Here is a 17,970-nt window from a genome sequence, read left to right as displayed (position 1 = left end):
ATACGCCTGTTACATCTTCTTACATACCGGGTGTAGCTTTCTGCGCCCAGTTAATTATCATTAAATCAGAAAATGGCAGGATAAAATAATATGAAAACACTCAGACTTACCTTAGGTGCAACGTTATTTGCCGCCGGTATTATTCTCACGCTTCTTCCAGGCTCAATTTTACTGGTGCTTGGTGGTCTGCTGATACTCAGTTATGACTGGCCGAAAGCGCGGACCTTACTCAAATATTTTCAGACCGGAATGCGTCGCAGTGCCTGTAAGGCAGATGCATTTTTGCTGGCAAGAAAGCTTCGTTAGGCGTTTAACAAACACGTATAAATCAATTTTGATTTCTTGTCTGTTGTATAAAAAAAGCCGCTTTCGCGGCTTTTTTTTATGTTGGTGTTACTGGTGATTTTCAGCCAGATAAAGCCAGGTTTCAACTACGGTATCAGGGTTAAGCGAGACCGAATCAATACCTTCTTTTACCAGCCAGGCGGCGAAATCTTCGTGATCCGAAGGTCCCTGACCACAAATGCCTACATATTTCCCGCGCTTCCTGGCGGTTTGTATGGCCATTGACAACAAGGCTTTTACCGCTTCGTTACGCTCTTCGAACAGATGGGCTATCAGGCCAGAGTCACGGTCGAGACCCAGCGTCAGCTGCGTTAAATCGTTTGAGCCGATTGAGAATCCATCGAAGATATCAAGGAACTTATCAGCAAGCAGTGCATTAGACGGCAGTTCACACATCATAATGACGCGCAGACCATTTTCGCCCTGCTTAAGCCCTTCTTCTGCAAGCAGGTCGATAACCTGTTGCCCTTCTTCAACGGTACGAATAAACGGGATCATAATTTCAACGTTGGTCAGACCCATCTTATTACGCACGCGCTTGATTGCCTCACATTCCAGCGCAAAGCAATCGCGGAACTCTTCAGATACATAGCGACTGGCACCCCGGAAACCCAGCATCGGGTTTTCTTCATCCGGTTCATACTGATAACCGCCAACCAGATTGAAGTACTCGTTAGACTTGAAGTCTGACATACGCACAATCACTTTCTTGGGTGAGAACGCGGCGCCAATTGTTGAAATACCCTCAACCAGTTTTTCAATATAAAACTCAGTGGGCGAATCATAGCCTGCGATGATGTCTGAGATTTCTTCTTTCAACTCTTCAGGCTGATCGTCAAAATTAAGCAGCGCCTTTGGATGCACGCCAATCATACGGTTAATAATAAACTCCAGACGTGCCAGTCCCACCCCTTCGTTGGGCAGACGGGCAAAATCAAACGCGCGGTCCGGGTTACCCACATTCATCATGACTTTTAGCGGAAGATCCGGCATGGAATCAATGCGCGAGGTACTAACATCAAATTCCAGCTCAGCACCGTAAATATAACCGGTGTCACCTTCTGCGCAGGAAACCGTTACCTTATCGCCTGTTTTGAGTGTGTCGGTAGCATTACCGCAGCCCACCACGGCCGGAATGCCAAGTTCACGTGCAATAATCGCCGCATGACAAGTACGACCACCGCGGTTAGTCACAATCGCAGACGCCTTTTTCATTATTGGTTCCCAGTCAGGGTCGGTCATGTCTGTGACCAACACATCCCCGGCCTGGATCTTGTTCATCTCTTCAATAGATCCCAGCACTTTCGCTGTTCCCGCACCAATCTTGTGACCAATGGCACGACCTTCAACAATCACATTACTTTGGCCTTTAAGCTGATAACGCTCAATGGTCTGACTGTCTTCACGGCTTTTCACCGTCTCGGGACGTGCCTGGACGATATAGAGCTTGCCATCAATACCGTCTTTCGCCCATTCAATGTCCATCGGGCGCTTATAATGCTTCTCAATAATGACCGCTTGCTTTGCCAGCTCCTGTACTTCGTCATCGGTTAACGAGAACTTCATGCTGTCCTCACGCTCGACATCAACGATTGAAACCTGCTTGCCATGTGCAGCATCGTCAGAGTAAATCATCTTCGTTAACTTGCTACCCAGATTACGGCGAACAATGGCCGGCTTTCCGTTAGCCAGTGTAGGCTTATGCACGTAAAACTCATCAGGGTTTACAGCGCCCTGCACTACCATTTCCCCTAAGCCTACTGAGCTGGTCACGAAAACAACATCGTCAAATCCTGACTCCGTATCGATCGTAAACATGACGCCGGATGAAGCGATATCACTGCGCACCATGCGCTGTACGCCAGCTGACAGTGCAACACCTTTATGGTCGTACCCCTGATGTACGCGATAGGAAATGGCCCTGTCATTAAACAACGAAGCAAAAACATGTTTGATTGCAACCAGCACCGACTCGTAACCTTTAACGTTCAAAAAGGTTTCCTGCTGGCCAGCAAATGATGCGTCTGGCATATCTTCGGCGGTAGCAGATGAGCGAACGGCAAATGATGCTTCATTGCCTGCACCGCCCCGAAGGGTCTCAAAGGAGGACTGAATGGCTTTTTCAAATTCAGGCTGAAATGGCGTGTCCACAATCCACTGGCGGATATCTTTGCCGGCAGCAGCCAGTGCGTCAACATCATCCACATCAAGGCTATCAAGCACTTTATGAATTCTTTCGTCTAAACCGCTTTGCAGTAAGAATTCATTAAATGCCTCAGCAGTTGTCGCGAACCCTCCGGGTACCTGAACACCGGCATTGGCGAGGTTTGAAATCATTTCACCTAACGATGCATTTTTGCCGCCAACGCGACCCACATCCTGCATCCCCAATTCTTGATACCAAAGTACATGTTCTTGCACAGCCTGAGCCTCCAGCTTTGTCTATGTAGGTGTCCGCTTTATCGGACCGAAATGCTTGCACCAGCACAACGCTTCAATTTATTGTTTGTACTGGCTTTTCGACAGAACCATCATAGAATGGGCAAAATTTGAAAGTAAAATATTTATTAACCTTGTAAATAAATTACAACATAAAGAAAGGACCGGTTGTGCGCACAGCATTTTATATTTCCGACGGTACTGCCATCACTTCAGAGGTGTTTGGCCACGCATTACTATCTTTATTCCCCATGCAATTCAATCATAAGACCATTCCGTTCGTTGAAACTGAAGAACATGCTTACAAGGTTTTAGAGGAAATTTCTGAAAGTTTTCAAGACAGCGGTGAAAGGCCGCTCGTTTTTTATACAATTGTGAACGTAGATGTCCGTAAAGTTATCTCTCGCTCGGTGGGCATCAACTATAATTTTCTGGACCAATTTGTGGCCCCGCTGGAAAAAGTGTTGGGCGTGCCTTCTAAACCAGAAAAGCATCGTACTCACAGCATTCATGAAACCACTTATGATATTCGTATTGAGGCTGTTAACTATGCGCTGGCCAATGACGATGGCTCTAATTTAAAGGAATACCATAACGCCGATATTATTCTGGTGGGCGTATCACGGTCGGGCAAAACACCGACCAGCCTTTACCTGGCTCTTCAGTACGGTATTAAAGCTGCCAACTACCCGTTCACTGAAGAGGATATGGGTGACATGCTGAAGTTACCGCCCGCACTACGTCGCTTTAAAGATAAACTGTTCGGGCTGACTATTCATCCTGAGCGTCTGCACCAGATCCGTTCTGAGCGTAGGGCCAACAGCAAATATGCATCGATGCAGCAATGCCGTATGGAATTACGGGAAGTTGAAAATCTTTACAGGCGCGAAAAAATCCCGTTTCTTAACAGCACCAAATATTCTGTGGAAGAAATATCGGCGAAGATTCTGGCTGAAACGGGACTTCAGCGGCGAAAGTATTAACGTTCTTCGGGCCGCATTCCCAATGCATTGAAAAGCGGCTCAAGATACGGAATAAAAGCTTTATACTGATGTCTGCCAGTCTGGAAAATGGGCTGGCGAACCTGTTCTGAGCTGGGCGTTTTAATCGCTCTTTTTGTCTTGTGGTAGTCCAGACAGGCTGATTCAAACGGTAGTTCAAGATAATCCAGCATTCGCCTGACCTGTACTTCCAGATTGTCCAGTACATCTTCATGTTGCACAGTAAGGATTTGACCGGGTAAAACCTGATGCCAGTGGTCCATCAGCGCAACATAGCCTTTATAGTAACGACCGATAGTGTCCAGCGAATAGGTAAACTCCTGCCCATCAGCGAATAGCTGCTTAAAGCCACTAAAACAGCAGGCAAACGGATCGCGGCGTGCATCAATAATTTTCGCGTTGGGTAAAATGCGTTTTATTAAGCCGATATGGATGAAGTTATTGGGCATTTTATCAATAAAATACGGTGCCCCCTGTCGGTACGCTTCTGTCTGACGGATATAGAGCTCACCCAATTGCTGGCACTGAGTATCTGTCAGGCTCTCAAGATTATAGGGGTAGCTGGTTTTCTGCCCGCTGATACGTGACGCGATGCCCAGAATATCATGCAGTTCCATGGTACCATCCACCTGCGAGTGCGAGGCCAGAATTTGCTCCAGCAGTGTTGAACCTGCGCGGGGTAACCCTACGATAAATATCGGGTCTGGCGCCTTATAGCCGACGGGTTGACTGAATAAGGACGCAGCGCACGCTTCCTGCTGACTTTGCATGGCTCGCTCTACACGACGGATATCCAGATCGAGTGTGCGCGACTTAAGTTGGTTACCTTTGTTATAACAGGCAAAGGCTGAAGCGTTATTGCCACTATCTTCATACGCTTTTCCCAGCGCGAAATATAAATGGATTCGATCATCCAGATGGGTACTTTCCTGCTGCACTATGTCATACATAGCCGCTATCGTTGATTCGCTGAATCTGTATGTTTTTGTGTTGGCCAGACTCCAGTAAGCATCACCGAAGTCAGGTCTGAATCTGGCGGCCTGATGATACGCATCAATAGCGTTTTCAAGTTGACCGGCTGACTTGTAAACATGGCCCAGTGCCAGCCACACGCCGGGCTGATCATTATTAGTCGACAACACATCCCGATAAACCGTTATCGCTTTTTCCAGTTCACCAACGCCTGACAGTGCACTGGCCCACGCCAGATGTAACGACCGGTCCGATTTACCTGCGTCAAGTTGCTTTTGTATAATCTGTAGTGCCCGGGGATATTTACCCAGCTTCAGTAAGAGACTTTGATACGCCTGTGCGGCTCTGGGTTCATCCGGGTACAGTTCGACACAGCTTTCCAGAAGAAACTCAGCATCATGATACACTTTCAGCCTGATACCGATTTCTGCTAATAGCATCATCGCCTCACAATGATGTTTATTTTTTTGCAGATACTGACGGCACACTTGCTCAGCTTTATGCAGTTGCCCTTCGTACATCAGATCCATGGCGCCAGCCAGGGGCCTGTCCAGGTGCTGCAAAAATCGGCACTGCTCACTGGCGATGTTAAGCGCGGCAGTGTTGTTAGTTTTTGCGTAATGGCGTTGTAGTTGTTGCCAGCTGGTCAGCAAAGCAGGGTTAAATCGTGTTGCCTGATAAAATGCAGCCGCCGCTTTATCCGGCAGTGACATCGCTATAAAGCAGTAACCCTGTTCCTGGTAGGCCCGTCCGTGATCCGGTTTCAGTTCCAGCAACTTATCAAGCGTTTGGGTGGCTTTTTGAGCATCATTTGATAATCGCTGGGCAACAGCTTTCAAATAAAGAAATTCAACCTGCTTTTCAGGCGGAGCGTCGTTTAACTGCTCTTGGGCAAGGCTTATCGCGCGGTCAAAATCTGATGCCTGAATAGCCTGTTTAATCTGCATGGATGTATTGGTTTGTTGCATGTCGGGTCTTTTTTGTTACACAGAAAAAAACGGCAACCTTCAGGCTGCCGTTTTGCATCACGTTACTCTATCATTTTTAATAGAAATCGTAAGACAGTCTGACACCCACTGTACGTGGACGGTTGGTGACCACTTTTGGCGTGAACTGCTGAGTATCGATGTTCAAAATGGCGCTTTCGTCGAACACATTATCAACATACAGTTCGGCTTTCCATTCATCGTTTGTCACACCAACAGCGACGTTGGCCAGGAAGTAAGACTCCTGCACATAACGCCCGCCTTTAAATGTTTCACCATTACGGTCAGCATAAGTTACACCTTCGTAAACGGCGGCTTCTTCCTGAATCTCAAGACCAGAGCCAGTGCCATAGATAAGCTGCGTGGCATCTTCTACCACGTAGGCATCCATCACCATTCCGGCTAAACGATCGCCAGTGTAGCTAACCGACCCGTTTACATACCCTCGGCGCCCCTCGTCCATTTCGAAGAAATAACGTGCATTGATATTGCCCGAGAAATTAGCAGAGTAAGGCAACTCAGCGCCAACGCCGGCAGAAATACCCCGTAATTCTTCATTGATGCTGACCAGCTCAGTATCCAGCACACTGAACGCGGCATTGATCACCAGGTCATCTGTTGCCAGCCAGGTAACATCTGCATCAATACCTTTGATTTCGGCATCGCCTACGTTATCCGTGAAGACTAGGAACGAAATATTGGTGGGGTCAAAGCGTGATGTTTGCAAATCCGTGATTTCAGAATAGAAAGCAGTCGCGTTAACACGCAGGATGCCGTCAAGGAAGTCACCTTTCATGCCCAGCTCGTAATTGTCCAGCGTATCCGTTAATGAATAAACCGGAATTCGGAAGTTTTCGAACCGTCCTGTCTGGCTGGAGGCAAGACCACCACCAACGCGGTTAGTGACCGGTGGGCGGAAACCTTCTGAGTAATTGGCAAATAGCAGTAAATCGTCATTCACTTTCCAGTCCAAAGCAAATTTGAAAATGGTGTCATCGACGGTAAGTACACCATCACTGCCCAGATCGTCGACGATAAGCTGCCCGCTCTCAATAGCTGCAAGCACAGCGTCCGGATCTTCGCCCACGGCTGCAAGTTCGTCAGGATTCTGGCTTCCAAAGGCTTTAACCCGACGAGAAACATCTACGGTAGAGGTTGACCCCTTATACTCATCATCAATTTGATACCAGCGCGCGCCAACACTGGCAGTTAGTGAGTCAGTCAACTCATATTCGAACTGACCAAACACCGCAATTTGCTCGATGGTATGCGTGATATCATTAACGAAGCCAACTTCTGAGGGGAAAGGACCGTCATCAGAATTTATGCCTTCGTTACCTACCAGCGTGCGCGCCATGTCCGGATATAGTTCGGTGTTGGGAATTTTAAACTGCCCGACAGTCGCCACTTCCTGATCATCATAAAACAGACCAGCAGTTACCTGCCATGGCGTATCCATGGTGGTATTAAAGCGTAATTCATGGGTAGAACGGGTAGTCGTGGTATCTTCACGATAGAATTTAGTTGGATCCAGACAGCGTTCGTCTTCTGCCGAAATTGTGTCGCCACCGTCGTAACTACATACATAGTACGCCGAGAACAAACCGCCATTGGTATAGCCTGTATAATCAGCCAGCGTATCAATTTCACGATCCAGATAGCCACCGGTATATACCATATCCAGCTTGTCCATCCGCCCTTCCAGGGTCCAGGTCGTCAAACCAAATTCATCTTTGTTTTCTTCAGGCTGAAAACGGTTGGTTGAACTTTCACCTTCCAGGTTGGGGTCGTAAGAAAATACGCCTTCTGTATCCAATGTTTGTTGCGTGTGCTGAACCAGCAAGTCCCAGCGATCGTTGAAGATATAAGAAAGACCAACCCGGGCGCCTGAATAAATTGCGTCGTTAAAGTCTTCCTCAACCAGGGAGTCATTTTTTGGTGAAACCACAGATGCATCAGTAGAACTAACCCCGTCGCTATTGACTCGGTTAGCATCCATCGCAGCAGGATCAGACAGCACACCGCCGGATATACGGCTTATCACTTGCGCGCTGCCGATGTAACCACCATTGCCCGGATCGTTTAATACATTATCAATCCAGCCACCCTGGCGATCATTGTAAGCAGCGACGCGCACGGCCAGCTTATCGGTAAGTGTCATGTTGAAGAATGCCTCAACAGCATTACTCATCTCGCCACCTTTGGTGAAACCAATGTTGGTATCCACACCGGCAGAGAAACCACTGTGACTAGGCTTGTTGGTTATCATACGCACAGTACCGGCCTGTGAGCTGGCACCAAACAATGTACCTTGTGGTCCCGGAAGAACCTCTACACGCATGATATCAGTCGCATAAACATCAAGATTACGACCGGCCATGGAAACTGGCTGCTCATCTAAATAAAAGGCAACGGAAGGCTGCAGAGCCTGAACAGAAGACAACATAATGTTCGATTGTGTGGTTGCCGCACCACGGATATATATTTCATTTTGACCCGGGCCCGTGCCCTGGAAAGTCACATTTGGCAGGAATTCGACATAATCCTGGAAGCTATCGATACCACGGTTTTCCAATGCCTCACCGTTTAGCGCGGTAACTGCGACGGGAATATCCTGGATTGATTCTGTTCGCTTGGTCGCGGTAACTTCAATAGTTTCAATTTTTGCTTTAGCGCTCTCTTCCTGTGCCAGCACTGGCGTAGAGGCTAACGCGGCCAGGATGGCGCAGCTTAGCTGTGATTTTTTCATGGCTAGTGTGTTTCCTGTTTTAGCGTTGATTTTTTGATATTGCTCTAACGAAAAAAACCGTTAGAGTGATTACAGCGTTCTTAATGTCAGCAATATTTATTATTGTTTTTCTGATGGTTTCAGAACCATTAGCTGATCTTTTACTGCAATTCCTACCATTTGGCCTTATTCAAAGTAAAAAATCAAATTGAACTCTAACGATTAAGACAAAAGTTTAATTCGAATGCACCATAACGTATATTGCGTCGTATTTAGGTCCACCGACAGTTTTTTGCTGAAAAGCTAACCAAAAGAAGGATATAGAAGTGAGCAGTGACGACACTAATGACAGCCCACTAAATAAAAGAGTATTCATCTCATCCTCTCTAGTGATATTCGTGTTAATGATCTTTGCCGCCTCTGGGCCCGACCGGGCAGGCAAGATATTTCAGGATGCACAGAACAGCATAGTCACCAACGGCAGTTGGTTCTACATTATGACGGTAGCGTTGATACTGATATTTGTGGTTTTTCTGGGCGTTTCCCGCTTTGGGGAGCTGCGTTTAGGACCCGATCACGCCAAGCCTGAATTTTCCATGCCGACATGGATTTCTATGCTATTTGCTGCCGGCATGGGTATCGGTCTGATGTTCTTCGGCGTTGCCGAGCCCATCATGCATTTTCAAAACCCGCCTTCTGCAGAGCCCGGCACTACTGAGGCTGTCAGAGAGGCGATGAAAACGACCTTTTTCCATTGGGGCGTACACGCGTGGGGTATTTACGCCATCGTGGCACTGGTTCTGGGATACTTCGCGTTTCGCCATAATCTGCCTTTAACATTGCGTTCAGCATTACATCCTTTAATCGGTGATAAAATTTATGGCTGGCCAGGCGATCTGGTTGATATATTTGCTGTAACCTCCACCATCTTTGGTGTATCAACCTCGCTGGGATTGGGCGCTGCACAAATTAATGCTGGCCTGAACTATGTTTTCGGCCTGCCAAACAATAACGAAGTTCAAATTGGTATCATGGCGTTTGTCGTCCTGATGGCTATCGTTTCGGTTGCCACAGGGCTGGAAAAAGGCATTCGTCGCTTGTCTGAGACAAACATGGTTTTAGCATTACTGCTTCTTCTGTTTATCTTTGTCTTAGGTCCAACAGTGTTTTTGTTACAGGCGTATTTACAAAATACGGGGGCGTACCTGTCGGATATTGTTAGAAATACGCTGAATCTTTTCGCCTATGAAAAAACCGACTGGATTGGCGGCTGGACAATTTTCTATTGGGGCTGGTGGCTAGCCTGGGCACCTTTCGTTGGCTTGTTTATAGCGCGGGTTTCGTACGGCCGGACTATCAGAGAATTTATCTTTGGTGTATTGCTTATCCCTACTATGTTCACGCTGTTATGGATGACCATCTTTGGCAATACCGCTATTGATCTTGTTTTCACTGAAGGATTAACCAATCTCGCTACCATGGTTGATCAGGATGAGTCAGTGGCGTTGTTTGTATTCCTTGAAAACTTTCCGATGTCCTCCGTGCTCAGTGTACTAGCCGTACTCATGATCATTATTTTCTTTGTAACCAGTTGTGATTCCGGCGCCATGGTCGTGGACATGTTGTGTTCACATGGCCGTAATGACACCCCGCTATGGCAGCGTGTTTACTGGGCGATTGGTGTCGGCGTAGTTGCCTCCATCCTGTTGTACGCCGGGGGTCTCAGCGCATTGCAAACGATGACCATCATCTCGGCCCTGCCTTTCTCTGTCATATTACTTATTGCGATGTATGGCTTGTTGAAAGCACTTCGCCTGGACGGTTATAAGCGAGAAAGTTTACAGATCACTGCGATGCAACCGCCTACGGTTGGTGCTGATCGTAACTGGCAGGAGCGTCTGGAAAATATCATCAGTTTTCCCGATGAGAAAACGGTTCGCCGCTTTATGCAAAAAGTCATTGAGCCTGCACTTCGCGACGTAAAAGAGGAGTTTACAGCGCAAGGATTTGATGTGGAACTGTTAGATCAAGACGATTCATTACGGATGACGGTGCATATGACCGGCAAAACTGACTTTATTTATGCTGTGTACCTCACGCACGAAGATCAGCCGGAATTCTTGCCTTCAGAAGAAGCAGATGCCAAGCCTAGTGAAGAAACCTATTGCCGGGCAGAAGTGCACCTGGGAGAAGGTGGTCAGAACTATGATATAATGGGTTGGTCAAAACTGGCAATAATCAACGATATCGTTGACCATTATCATAAACACCAGCATTTCCTTCATCTGATGTAACAGTTAGTAAGGAGCGATTAGGAAGAGTGCATGCGTAAAGAAGAAGAATTATTGGTAGCACTTCGGCGCGTTATCCGGGCAGTTGATTTGCGTAGCAAACAACTGAGCAAAGATGTGGGCCTCACCGGCCCACAGCTTATGGTAATGCAGAATATTGAAGCCCATCCGGGCGTGATGGTGCGGGAAATCGCAGATAGTATTAATCTTAGCCCTGCGACTATTACCAATATTCTGGATAGACTTGAAACCCGGGGACTGGCCAAGCGTATACGCAGCACAAAGGATAAGCGTAAGGTAAGTGTTCATCTGACAGACAAGGGGTATGAGTCACTGGAGCATGCCCCGCGCCCGTTACAGGAACACTTTATCAACCGCTTTAACCAGTTAAAAGAGTGGGAACAAAGTCAGATGGTAGCGACGATGCAGCGCATCGCTACCATGATGGATGCAGAGAAGATTGATGCCTCGCCGTTTCTAGAGGTGGGCAGTATTTCAGATAAGCATTTGTAGATTAATTATCTTTAGCCTTTACCTGATTAGGTCGCCCGCCGGTGACCTTATCAGCCCTTCCCTCTTCTTTCGCTTTTTCAGCCCGACGCTTTCGAACTTCTTTCGGATCCGCAATTAACGGGCGATAAATTTCAATTCTGTCGCCATCTGATACCGTTGCATCTAATTTAACAACCCGACTCCAAATCCCGACTTTAAAATTATCCAAATCTATTTCAGGATAAATCTGCGCAATCTTAGAGGCTTCAATCACCTCACGAACCGTTGCCCCCTCACCAATTGCGACCTCAATAATTGATTGTCGCCCGGGCAAGGCAAACGCAACCTCGGTATTCAGAATACGCGACATCAGTACACCTGCTTGGCGCGTTCTGTAAATGCTTTCACCATGCTGGCCGCCAGCGCATTAAAAATTTTCCCAAACGCAAGTTCGGTTAGTTTACTGGTAAATTCGAATTCCAGATTTAATTCAATTTTACAGGCTTCATCAGACAGTGCTGAAAATGTCCAGCCACCGGTAAGCCGTTTAAAAGGCCCGTCTATTAATTGCATGTGAATGTGTCGGGCCGGCTCAAGGGTGTTTTTGGTCGTGAACCACTGTCTGACCCCCGCTTTCGCCACGAGTAGCGATGCTTCCATCATATCTGGCTCACGTGCCAGAACTTTACTGTCCTTGCAGCCAGGCAGAAATTCCGGGTAAGCATTCACATCATTGACTAAGTCATACATCGCTTTAGCACTGTAATTTACCAGTGCGCTTCGTTGAATAATCGGCATTAAAAATTCACTAACAACATTAATCTTATAGCGTTAGTTTACCACGAGATATTTTGCTTACCTACCGTTTAGCAACGACTTAAAATTCCGTTTCTGTCCTTTGAAATTTAGTCGAAATGCCCCATATCATTGTTCTTCGCGTAATAACGATGTCTCAACGCGGTTGAAACTAAAGACAACAGGAACGCAATCAGTATAATGGCGGGCATGAAAAAGAATAAAGCAAATAACAGCGGGACTATCGCGCTGAATAAAAAAGCACGGCATGATTATCACCTTGAAGATAAGTTTGAGGCCGGTATGTCGCTGCAGGGATGGGAAATCAAAAGCATCCGTGAGGGTAAGGTAAACATTACCGATAACTATGTCATCATCCAAAATGGTGAAGCTTATTTGGTAGGTAGTCGTATTACGCCCTTGCAACAAGCTTCTACGCACGTAATCTGTGCGCCGGAGCGCGCCCGAAAGCTATTGCTGAATAAGCGGGAGCTTGATCGACTCATTGGTGCTCGCGATCGACAAGGCTACTCTATTGTCGCAACGGCAATGTACTGGAAAAAATGCTGGGTCAAGTTAGAAATACACCTGGCGAAAGGTAAGCAGACCAAAGATAAGCGCGACACCGTGAAAGAGCGTGACTGGCAGCGTCAGAAAGAACGCGTTATGAAACACAGCGTTTAATCGTTTCGGCTTTCAACGATAGATTTGTACCGCCGGGTCATTTTGGCCCGGTGGGCAGTGTCCAGTACAAGACTCCAGAGTTCAGACGGGTTACGAAGTGTCGACAGATCATTGCCAAGTCTGCGTAACTGTCTTCGCACCATCGACATGGTAATAAGGCTTGCGAGCGTCTTATCTTTGCGGTTACAGCGTAAAATAACGCCGCGATACTCCGGGTTTTCCTGCCACTTTTTAGCCAGATCCGGTGTGGTAGCCAGTGCACTGGCCATCCCTACCAATGAACATCCCGACTCAATGACAGATGCAGCCACCGGCAACCGACTAATGCCACCCGTTGTCATCACCGGCATGTCAGCAATTGCGGCTATCTGTGCGGCAAAATCGGCAAAGTACGCTTCTTTTGATAATGGTGCGTCGTCGCTCGTCCGCCCCTGCATAGCCGGAGACTCATAACTTCCGCCTGACACTTCCACTACATCAACACCGAGTTTATTTAGGTGGGCAACGACTTCCCTGGCTTCTTCAGGCGACATGCCATCGCGCTGAAAATCTGATGCGTTTAGCTTAACCCACAGAGCAAAATCATTCCCGCATTTGGCTTTCACTTCACTGACGATGTTAATTAAAAGCCTTGCACGATTGGCAAGACGGCCTCCCCACTGGTCGTTACGCTGGTTTACCCGCGGGGATAAAAACTGAGACAGCAAATAGCCGTGCGCCGCGTGAATTTGCACACCGTCAAAGCCGGCTTCTTTTGCTCGCGCAGCAGTGGTGACGAACTGTCGGATAATAGTGTAAATCTGCTCACAACTGGCTGCCCGGGCTTGCGCGAACTGCTTAGAATATCTGCCAAGCTGAAGATTGACTGCTGAGGGCGCCAGCGCGTAGTCATTAACCGACCTAAACACCTGACGACCAGGATGGTTAATCTGCATAATCGCCAGGCTGCCGCCCGAGCGCATCACTCTGGCCCACTCGACGAACGGTGCAAGCGGACTGTTTTCATCCAACACTACACCACCCGGGCCGGTCATGGCGTGTCTCTCCACCATGACATTACCGGTAATTATCGCGCCAAGCCCGCCATGTGCCCAGTACCGGTAAAGTGAAAAAAGATTATGGTCCGGCAAAAGGTTGGCACCAGACATATTCTCTTCCATTGCGGCTTTTACGATCCGGTTGGGAAGGACTTTGCCACATGGCAGGGTAAGTGGCGTGAATAACATCTGATGGGCACTCATAAATAAAAACTGTCAGTTCAAAATGCCCGCTTACTTTATCTGCAAATACAATAAATTGCATCTTTGAAGAAGATATTTTGTTTTGGCTGTTGGTTTTTTTACAAACATAACCATATCTGTTTACAGACAGTCATTCATCGTTAATACAATAGGTTTAAATGCCTGAAATTTAGGCGAACCACAGGTTATAGCGCTTGTCTGGTGTACCCGTTCGCGATAGAATGACCGTTCGCTGTTAGTTTAAGTAGATGTAAACTGATTAATGGCAACACGCTTCAGGGGCTGATTAGGATTCGACAGGATCTAGGACGCTGGAGGTGCATGCAGAGGTGCGGATTGCCTCTTAAAAAATCCGCTTTAAATAGTCGCAAACGACGAAAACTACGCACTAGCCGCTTAATAACCGGTATAGGCCCTTCCACCACAGCTTTGTTTGCTAGCGTGGATTCGGAAGGTCATATAAGCAAACTAGCGAGGGAAACTCTCCTGAGGTTGAACCGCGAAATAGTATCAGGACCGCTACCAAGAACCCTGTTTGTCGGGGTCTGAAGTAGTTAAACAAAAGACAAACTAAGCATGTAGTACCAAAAGTAGACATTTTCTGGACGCGGGTTCAAATCCCGCCAGCTCCACCAAACAAGAAAGCCACGCATTAGCGTGGTTTTTTTTGTCTTGAAGTTGCTGACTTTGTATACGCGTAACGGGTTCACAAAACGTCTGGAACAATCTGAATTGCCGCAAGCGAGCGAAGGGTCAAGGCCATGGATAGCCTAGAGGACAATTCCGCCAATAGGATTAGCACGTCACTTCCACATGAAGGGTTTAACTCAAAAGGTCTACCGGTTTTGTTGATCACTACAATTACCAGACGACATGTTTATTATCGGTACACAAATTGCTGAGTAATTACGGTTTACCTTCTGCGAATCCTGAGCGTAACAAAAGGATAACTCGCCCATTATTAACCAATGGAGAACAATATGAGTAATAAACAGTTAATTGCGACAGTAGGTGTTGGACTTGCCGCTGCCTCTGCAGGCATGTTAGCAAGGAAATCGTTACAAAAGTCCTGGGAAAAGGTTACCAATGAGCCAGCCCCTAAAGACAAGGTCAGTGAAAATACCGACCTTAAAGAGGCCGTGACGTGGGCGGTGGTGTCAGGCATCGGTGCCGGGCTTGCCCGCATGGCCGTTCAATATGCTATAGATAAACGCAAATCAAGGTAACGTTTGATAATTGATACTTCTTTTCAGGTGGCATCGTCTAAAACTTGTTTCGTTTCCAATAATTAACGCAGCCATTTAATGTTCGTCACGTAACGTGCGCTAAACTTTTATGTTCGGTGTAGCGCATAATCCATTACGTGCTTGCGAATACGCTCTTCTCTTCTAGACTTTATATTAATAAATTCTTAATAACATTATTCATCGCATAGGACATGGAGTGAGTAACGTTAATACAATACACAAGGGCCATTATGGAACGTGATGTATTAGTATTAAATTTTACTAACGATACATGCTTTAACAATTCACCGGTAAATCTGTCAGATTGGCATTTCATTCATGCCAGCAGTGTTTGTTGTGCTTATAAAATTCTGAAAAAACACAACTGTCTTGTCGCTGTTGCGCTGGTGGGTCAAAGTGAACAGCAATCTGTATTGAAAGCTGTCAAACAGCTGTCGGCGAGCCAGGGGTCGCTGCTCTGGCTTGCCCTTTTTCGTGATGGCGACAGCCTGCTTGATGATATCAGCTATTGTTTCAACGATTACTTTCTTGATTACCACCACCTCCCCGTCGACTGGGCAAGGCTTGATCATACACTGGGCCATATCTACGGCATGGCTCAGTTAAAACGTCGTACGATGCATGAATCTTCCTCTGCAAAAGCCAACGGCTTTTGCTTCGGGGAGTCTGAACAGATGCAACGCCTCAAAGAGGATTTAGATAAAGTTGCCTGTACCGACGAAACCTTATTGATAGGTGGAGAAACCGGCACGGGCAAAGGCTTATGTGCCCAGTATATACATTCACTATCGCCCAGAAAAGACGGCCCCTTCATAACGGTCAATTGTGGTGCCCTGCCCCCGACGTTGATACATGCAGAGCTGTTTGGTCACGAGAAAGGCGCATTTACCGGGGCTAGCAAGCAGTATATCGGACGCATAGAACGTGCTCACAAGGGCACGCTATTTCTTGACGAAATTGGTGACCTGTCACTGGAGTTACAGATTAATCTGCTGCACTTTCTTGAAGAAAGCTATATTGATCGTCTGGGGGGCAACCAGCCTACCGAGGTAGATTGCCGAATCATTTTTGCCACGCATGTAAACCTGGAAAATGCGGTTGATGAGGGCCTTTTCAGAGAAGACTTATATTACCGCATCAACATCATTCAACTTGAACTGCCCAGTTTACGAAATCATATCAGTGATATTCCGATACTTGCCAACGATTGCTTACAAAAACTGACGCCTGCGGGCCATCTGTACCGGTTCAGCAAGTCAGCGTTACTGGCAATGGAGCAATACTCATGGCCCGGCAATGTACGCGAACTCAAAAACCGCATCCAACGCGCCATTATTATGAGTGACAGCGATGTAATTACCGAAACCGACCTAGCTATTACACCGCCAAAATCCTCATTGCCGGATTCTGACGTGATTGACTTGGTTAAACATCGTGCAGAAGTCGACACCGAAGTTATCCTCGCCGCAATCAAAAAAAATAACTACAACATTTCAGCAGCAGCAAGGGAGCTAAGTGTTTCAAGAACCACATTTTATCGTTTGATTAAGAAGTGCAAGATAAAGCTGTAACTAACCCGAAGTTACAACCCTGAGGACACCACAATGTTAACCCACCCCACAAAACTAACCCTTTTACTCTTTGCGTTATTAATGGTCTGCGGCAAAGCGAACGCGCAAACTAGCAACGATGGCAACCTTGAAGAGGAGCTCAGCGGACTCAGACAGGAAGTTTCCGCGCTAAAAGAGCAGCTTGCCACCATCGCCAGTCAGGTTCAGGATATTCACAATATTGCCATCGAATCGCAACGCCCGAACTACAGAACGGTATCTACCCAGAAGGACTTTGCAGGTAACGGTAATCTGGCACAGCTTGGCGATACAACGGCCCAGCTTGCTATTGTTGAGTTTTCTGATTATCAGTGTCCTTACTGCAAGCACTTTGTCGATACCACCTTCTCCAGGCTTAAAAACGATTTTATCGACAAAGGAAAGGTCATATACATCACCCGGGATTTCCCCTTAAGCTTTCATAAAAAGGCTAAAGGTGCGGCGGTTGCTGCCAATTGCAGTTTACAACAGGATGCTTACTGGCCAATGCGCAAACAGCTGTTCAGCAACATGAAAAAGCTGGGCGAAGAACTGTATCGAACCAGTGCACAACAGCTTTCGCTGGACATGACCAAATTTTCGGAATGTCTGGAAGATCAGTCAGTGCTTGCCAAGGTAGAACAGGATATTGAATACGGCACATCTCTGGGCATACGTGGTACCCCAAGCTTTCTTATTGGTAAAGTAGAAGGCAATGATCTGGTGACCCCTAAATTGTTAGTTGGCGCCCAAAGTTATGAAACGCTAGCAGCGCTGTTAAACGAACTTGCCAGTGCCCCTGCTCAGGAGGCGGGAGAATAATTGCGTTTTTACCCGGCGTGACGCAGTACCTTGTCGCTGCGTTACGCTACGCCTTCCTATTCCTTAATCTACAATCTGCAGCCTACTCAATGTGTTATTAAGTGTTCAGGTTGTTCATATCATCAGGTAATCACACCAAAATTTCTTTTAAGCAATTGATAGTACGATAAAAAACCAAAAATCTGATGCGCTATGGCTCTTTAATTAAGCGTTAGAAGTGTTACATAGATGTAACACTTGGATTTAGTCACACCCTTCACTTCCATAAAAATAATTTAAAAACATACACATAAACAACTGGTACGGTCATTGCCCCTTATTAAACCGGATAAGGTTCT

At 46.8% G+C, this 17,970-nt stretch carries 14 protein-coding genes and 1 other RNA gene; 9 read left to right on the top strand and 6 right to left on the bottom strand.

The window, feature by feature from the left end:
* Positions 1–90 precede the first annotated feature (90 nt).
* Complete coding sequence (locus tag HHX48_RS01070; RefSeq protein ID WP_191021792.1) at positions 91–306, top strand: PGPGW domain-containing protein; 216 nt, start codon at positions 91–93, stop codon at positions 304–306.
* Positions 307–393: 87 nt separating this feature from the next.
* On the opposite strand, the gene ppsA is transcribed toward HHX48_RS01070, so the two are convergent.
* Positions 394–2,766 (bottom strand): phosphoenolpyruvate synthase, encoded by a 2,373-nt coding sequence (gene ppsA / locus HHX48_RS01065; RefSeq protein ID WP_191021791.1) that lies wholly within the window; start codon positions 2,764–2,766, stop codon positions 394–396.
* 188 nt (positions 2,767–2,954) lie between these two features.
* On the opposite strand from ppsA, the gene ppsR reads away from it, so the two are divergent.
* Positions 2,955–3,767 (top strand): posphoenolpyruvate synthetase regulatory kinase/phosphorylase PpsR, encoded by an 813-nt coding sequence (ppsR, locus tag HHX48_RS01060; RefSeq protein WP_191021790.1) that lies wholly within the window; start codon positions 2,955–2,957, stop codon positions 3,765–3,767.
* Here ppsR and HHX48_RS01055 read toward each other — a convergent pair.
* Both HHX48_RS01055 and HHX48_RS01050 read right to left on the bottom strand, forming a co-directional pair.
* On the bottom strand, positions 3,764–5,725 hold the full coding sequence (locus HHX48_RS01055; protein WP_191021789.1) for a tetratricopeptide repeat-containing sulfotransferase family protein: 1,962 nt from the start codon (positions 5,723–5,725) through the stop codon (positions 3,764–3,766). The genes ppsR and HHX48_RS01055 overlap by 4 nt on opposite strands.
* Before the next feature lie 76 nt (positions 5,726–5,801).
* Positions 5,802–8,492 carry a TonB-dependent receptor gene (locus HHX48_RS01050; protein ID WP_191021788.1) on the bottom strand — a complete coding sequence of 897 codons (2,691 nt, stop codon included), beginning with the start codon at positions 8,490–8,492 and terminating at the stop codon, positions 5,802–5,804.
* 305 nt (positions 8,493–8,797) lie between these two features.
* Here HHX48_RS01050 and HHX48_RS01045 point away from each other — a divergent pair, with 305 nt between their 5' ends.
* Together HHX48_RS01045 and HHX48_RS01040 are read left to right on the top strand one after the other, a co-directional pair.
* Positions 8,798–10,765, top strand: a complete 1,968-nt coding sequence (locus HHX48_RS01045) for a BCCT family transporter (protein ID WP_191021787.1) — start codon at positions 8,798–8,800, stop codon at positions 10,763–10,765.
* A gap of 30 nt (positions 10,766–10,795) precedes the next feature.
* Positions 10,796–11,275: a MarR family winged helix-turn-helix transcriptional regulator gene (locus HHX48_RS01040; protein ID WP_191021786.1), complete on the top strand. Its 480-nt coding sequence runs from the start codon at positions 10,796–10,798 to the stop codon at positions 11,273–11,275.
* Between the two features lies 1 nt (position 11,276).
* Here the strand turns inward: HHX48_RS01040 and HHX48_RS01035 are convergent, their stop codons facing one another.
* The gene (locus HHX48_RS01035) at positions 11,277–11,624 is read right to left on the bottom strand and encodes an RnfH family protein (RefSeq protein ID WP_191021785.1); all 348 of its coding nucleotides are present in this window, start codon (positions 11,622–11,624) and stop codon (positions 11,277–11,279) included.
* Positions 11,624–12,052, bottom strand: coding sequence for a type II toxin-antitoxin system RatA family toxin (locus HHX48_RS01030; protein ID WP_191021784.1), 429 nt, complete (start codon positions 12,050–12,052; stop codon positions 11,624–11,626). The genes HHX48_RS01035 and HHX48_RS01030 overlap by 1 nt, the downstream gene beginning before the upstream one ends.
* Before the next feature lie 207 nt (positions 12,053–12,259).
* Between HHX48_RS01030 and smpB the strand changes: the two genes are divergently transcribed.
* Positions 12,260–12,733, top strand: coding sequence for an SsrA-binding protein SmpB (gene smpB / locus HHX48_RS01025; RefSeq protein ID WP_191021783.1), 474 nt, complete (start codon positions 12,260–12,262; stop codon positions 12,731–12,733).
* Here the strand turns inward: smpB and HHX48_RS01020 are convergent.
* Positions 12,730–13,974 (bottom strand): NADH:flavin oxidoreductase/NADH oxidase family protein, encoded by a 1,245-nt coding sequence (locus HHX48_RS01020; protein WP_191021782.1) that lies wholly within the window; start codon positions 13,972–13,974, stop codon positions 12,730–12,732. The two genes, smpB and HHX48_RS01020, sit on opposite strands and share 4 nt — an antisense overlap.
* Before the next feature lie 278 nt (positions 13,975–14,252).
* Here HHX48_RS01020 and ssrA point away from each other — a divergent pair.
* The 4 genes from ssrA (at position 14,253) to HHX48_RS01000 (ending at position 17,632) form a co-directional block, all read left to right on the top strand.
* Positions 14,253–14,609: a transfer-messenger RNA gene (gene ssrA / locus HHX48_RS01015) on the top strand.
* Positions 14,610–14,954: 345 nt separating this feature from the next.
* The gene (locus tag HHX48_RS01010) at positions 14,955–15,200 is read left to right on the top strand and encodes a DUF4235 domain-containing protein (protein WP_191021781.1); all 246 of its coding nucleotides are present in this window, start codon (positions 14,955–14,957) and stop codon (positions 15,198–15,200) included.
* Positions 15,201–15,451: 251 nt separating this feature from the next.
* Entirely contained in the window at positions 15,452–16,792 is a 1,341-nt protein-coding gene (locus HHX48_RS01005) for a sigma-54 dependent transcriptional regulator (protein WP_191021780.1), read from the top strand.
* 33 nt (positions 16,793–16,825) lie between these two features.
* Positions 16,826–17,632 (top strand): DsbA family protein, encoded by an 807-nt coding sequence (locus HHX48_RS01000; protein WP_191021779.1) that lies wholly within the window; start codon positions 16,826–16,828, stop codon positions 17,630–17,632.
* Positions 17,633–17,970 lie beyond the last annotated feature (338 nt).

Origin of the sequence: Salinimonas profundi (assembly GCF_014750655.1) — a bacterium.
Taxonomy (GTDB): Bacteria; Pseudomonadota; Gammaproteobacteria; order Enterobacterales; family Alteromonadaceae; genus Alteromonas; species Alteromonas profundi_A.
Note: the sequence above shows the minus strand (reverse complement) of the source record. Positions and strands in the feature narration are given on the sequence as shown.

Bases quoted from the DNA above. Each gene is read 5' to 3' on its own strand.
- HHX48_RS01050 (WP_191021788.1), bottom strand. From the start codon at position 8,492: ATGAAAAAATCACAGCTAAGCTGCGCCATCCTGGCCGCGTTAGCCTCT.
- HHX48_RS01020 (WP_191021782.1), bottom strand. From the start codon at position 13,974: ATGAGTGCCCATCAGATGTTATTCACGCCACTTACCCTGCCATGTGGC.
- HHX48_RS01040 (WP_191021786.1), top strand. From the start codon at position 10,796: ATGCGTAAAGAAGAAGAATTATTGGTAGCACTTCGGCGCGTTATCCGG.
- HHX48_RS01055 (WP_191021789.1), bottom strand. From the start codon at position 5,725: ATGCAACAAACCAATACATCCATGCAGATTAAACAGGCTATTCAGGCA.
- smpB (WP_191021783.1), top strand. From the start codon at position 12,260: ATGAAAAAGAATAAAGCAAATAACAGCGGGACTATCGCGCTGAATAAA.
- HHX48_RS01030 (WP_191021784.1), bottom strand. From the start codon at position 12,052: ATGCCGATTATTCAACGAAGCGCACTGGTAAATTACAGTGCTAAAGCG.
- HHX48_RS01000 (WP_191021779.1), top strand. From the start codon at position 16,826: ATGTTAACCCACCCCACAAAACTAACCCTTTTACTCTTTGCGTTATTA.
- HHX48_RS01035 (WP_191021785.1), bottom strand. From the start codon at position 11,624: ATGTCGCGTATTCTGAATACCGAGGTTGCGTTTGCCTTGCCCGGGCGA.
- HHX48_RS01005 (WP_191021780.1), top strand. From the start codon at position 15,452: ATGGAACGTGATGTATTAGTATTAAATTTTACTAACGATACATGCTTT.
- HHX48_RS01010 (WP_191021781.1), top strand. From the start codon at position 14,955: ATGAGTAATAAACAGTTAATTGCGACAGTAGGTGTTGGACTTGCCGCT.
- HHX48_RS01070 (WP_191021792.1), top strand. From the start codon at position 91: ATGAAAACACTCAGACTTACCTTAGGTGCAACGTTATTTGCCGCCGGT.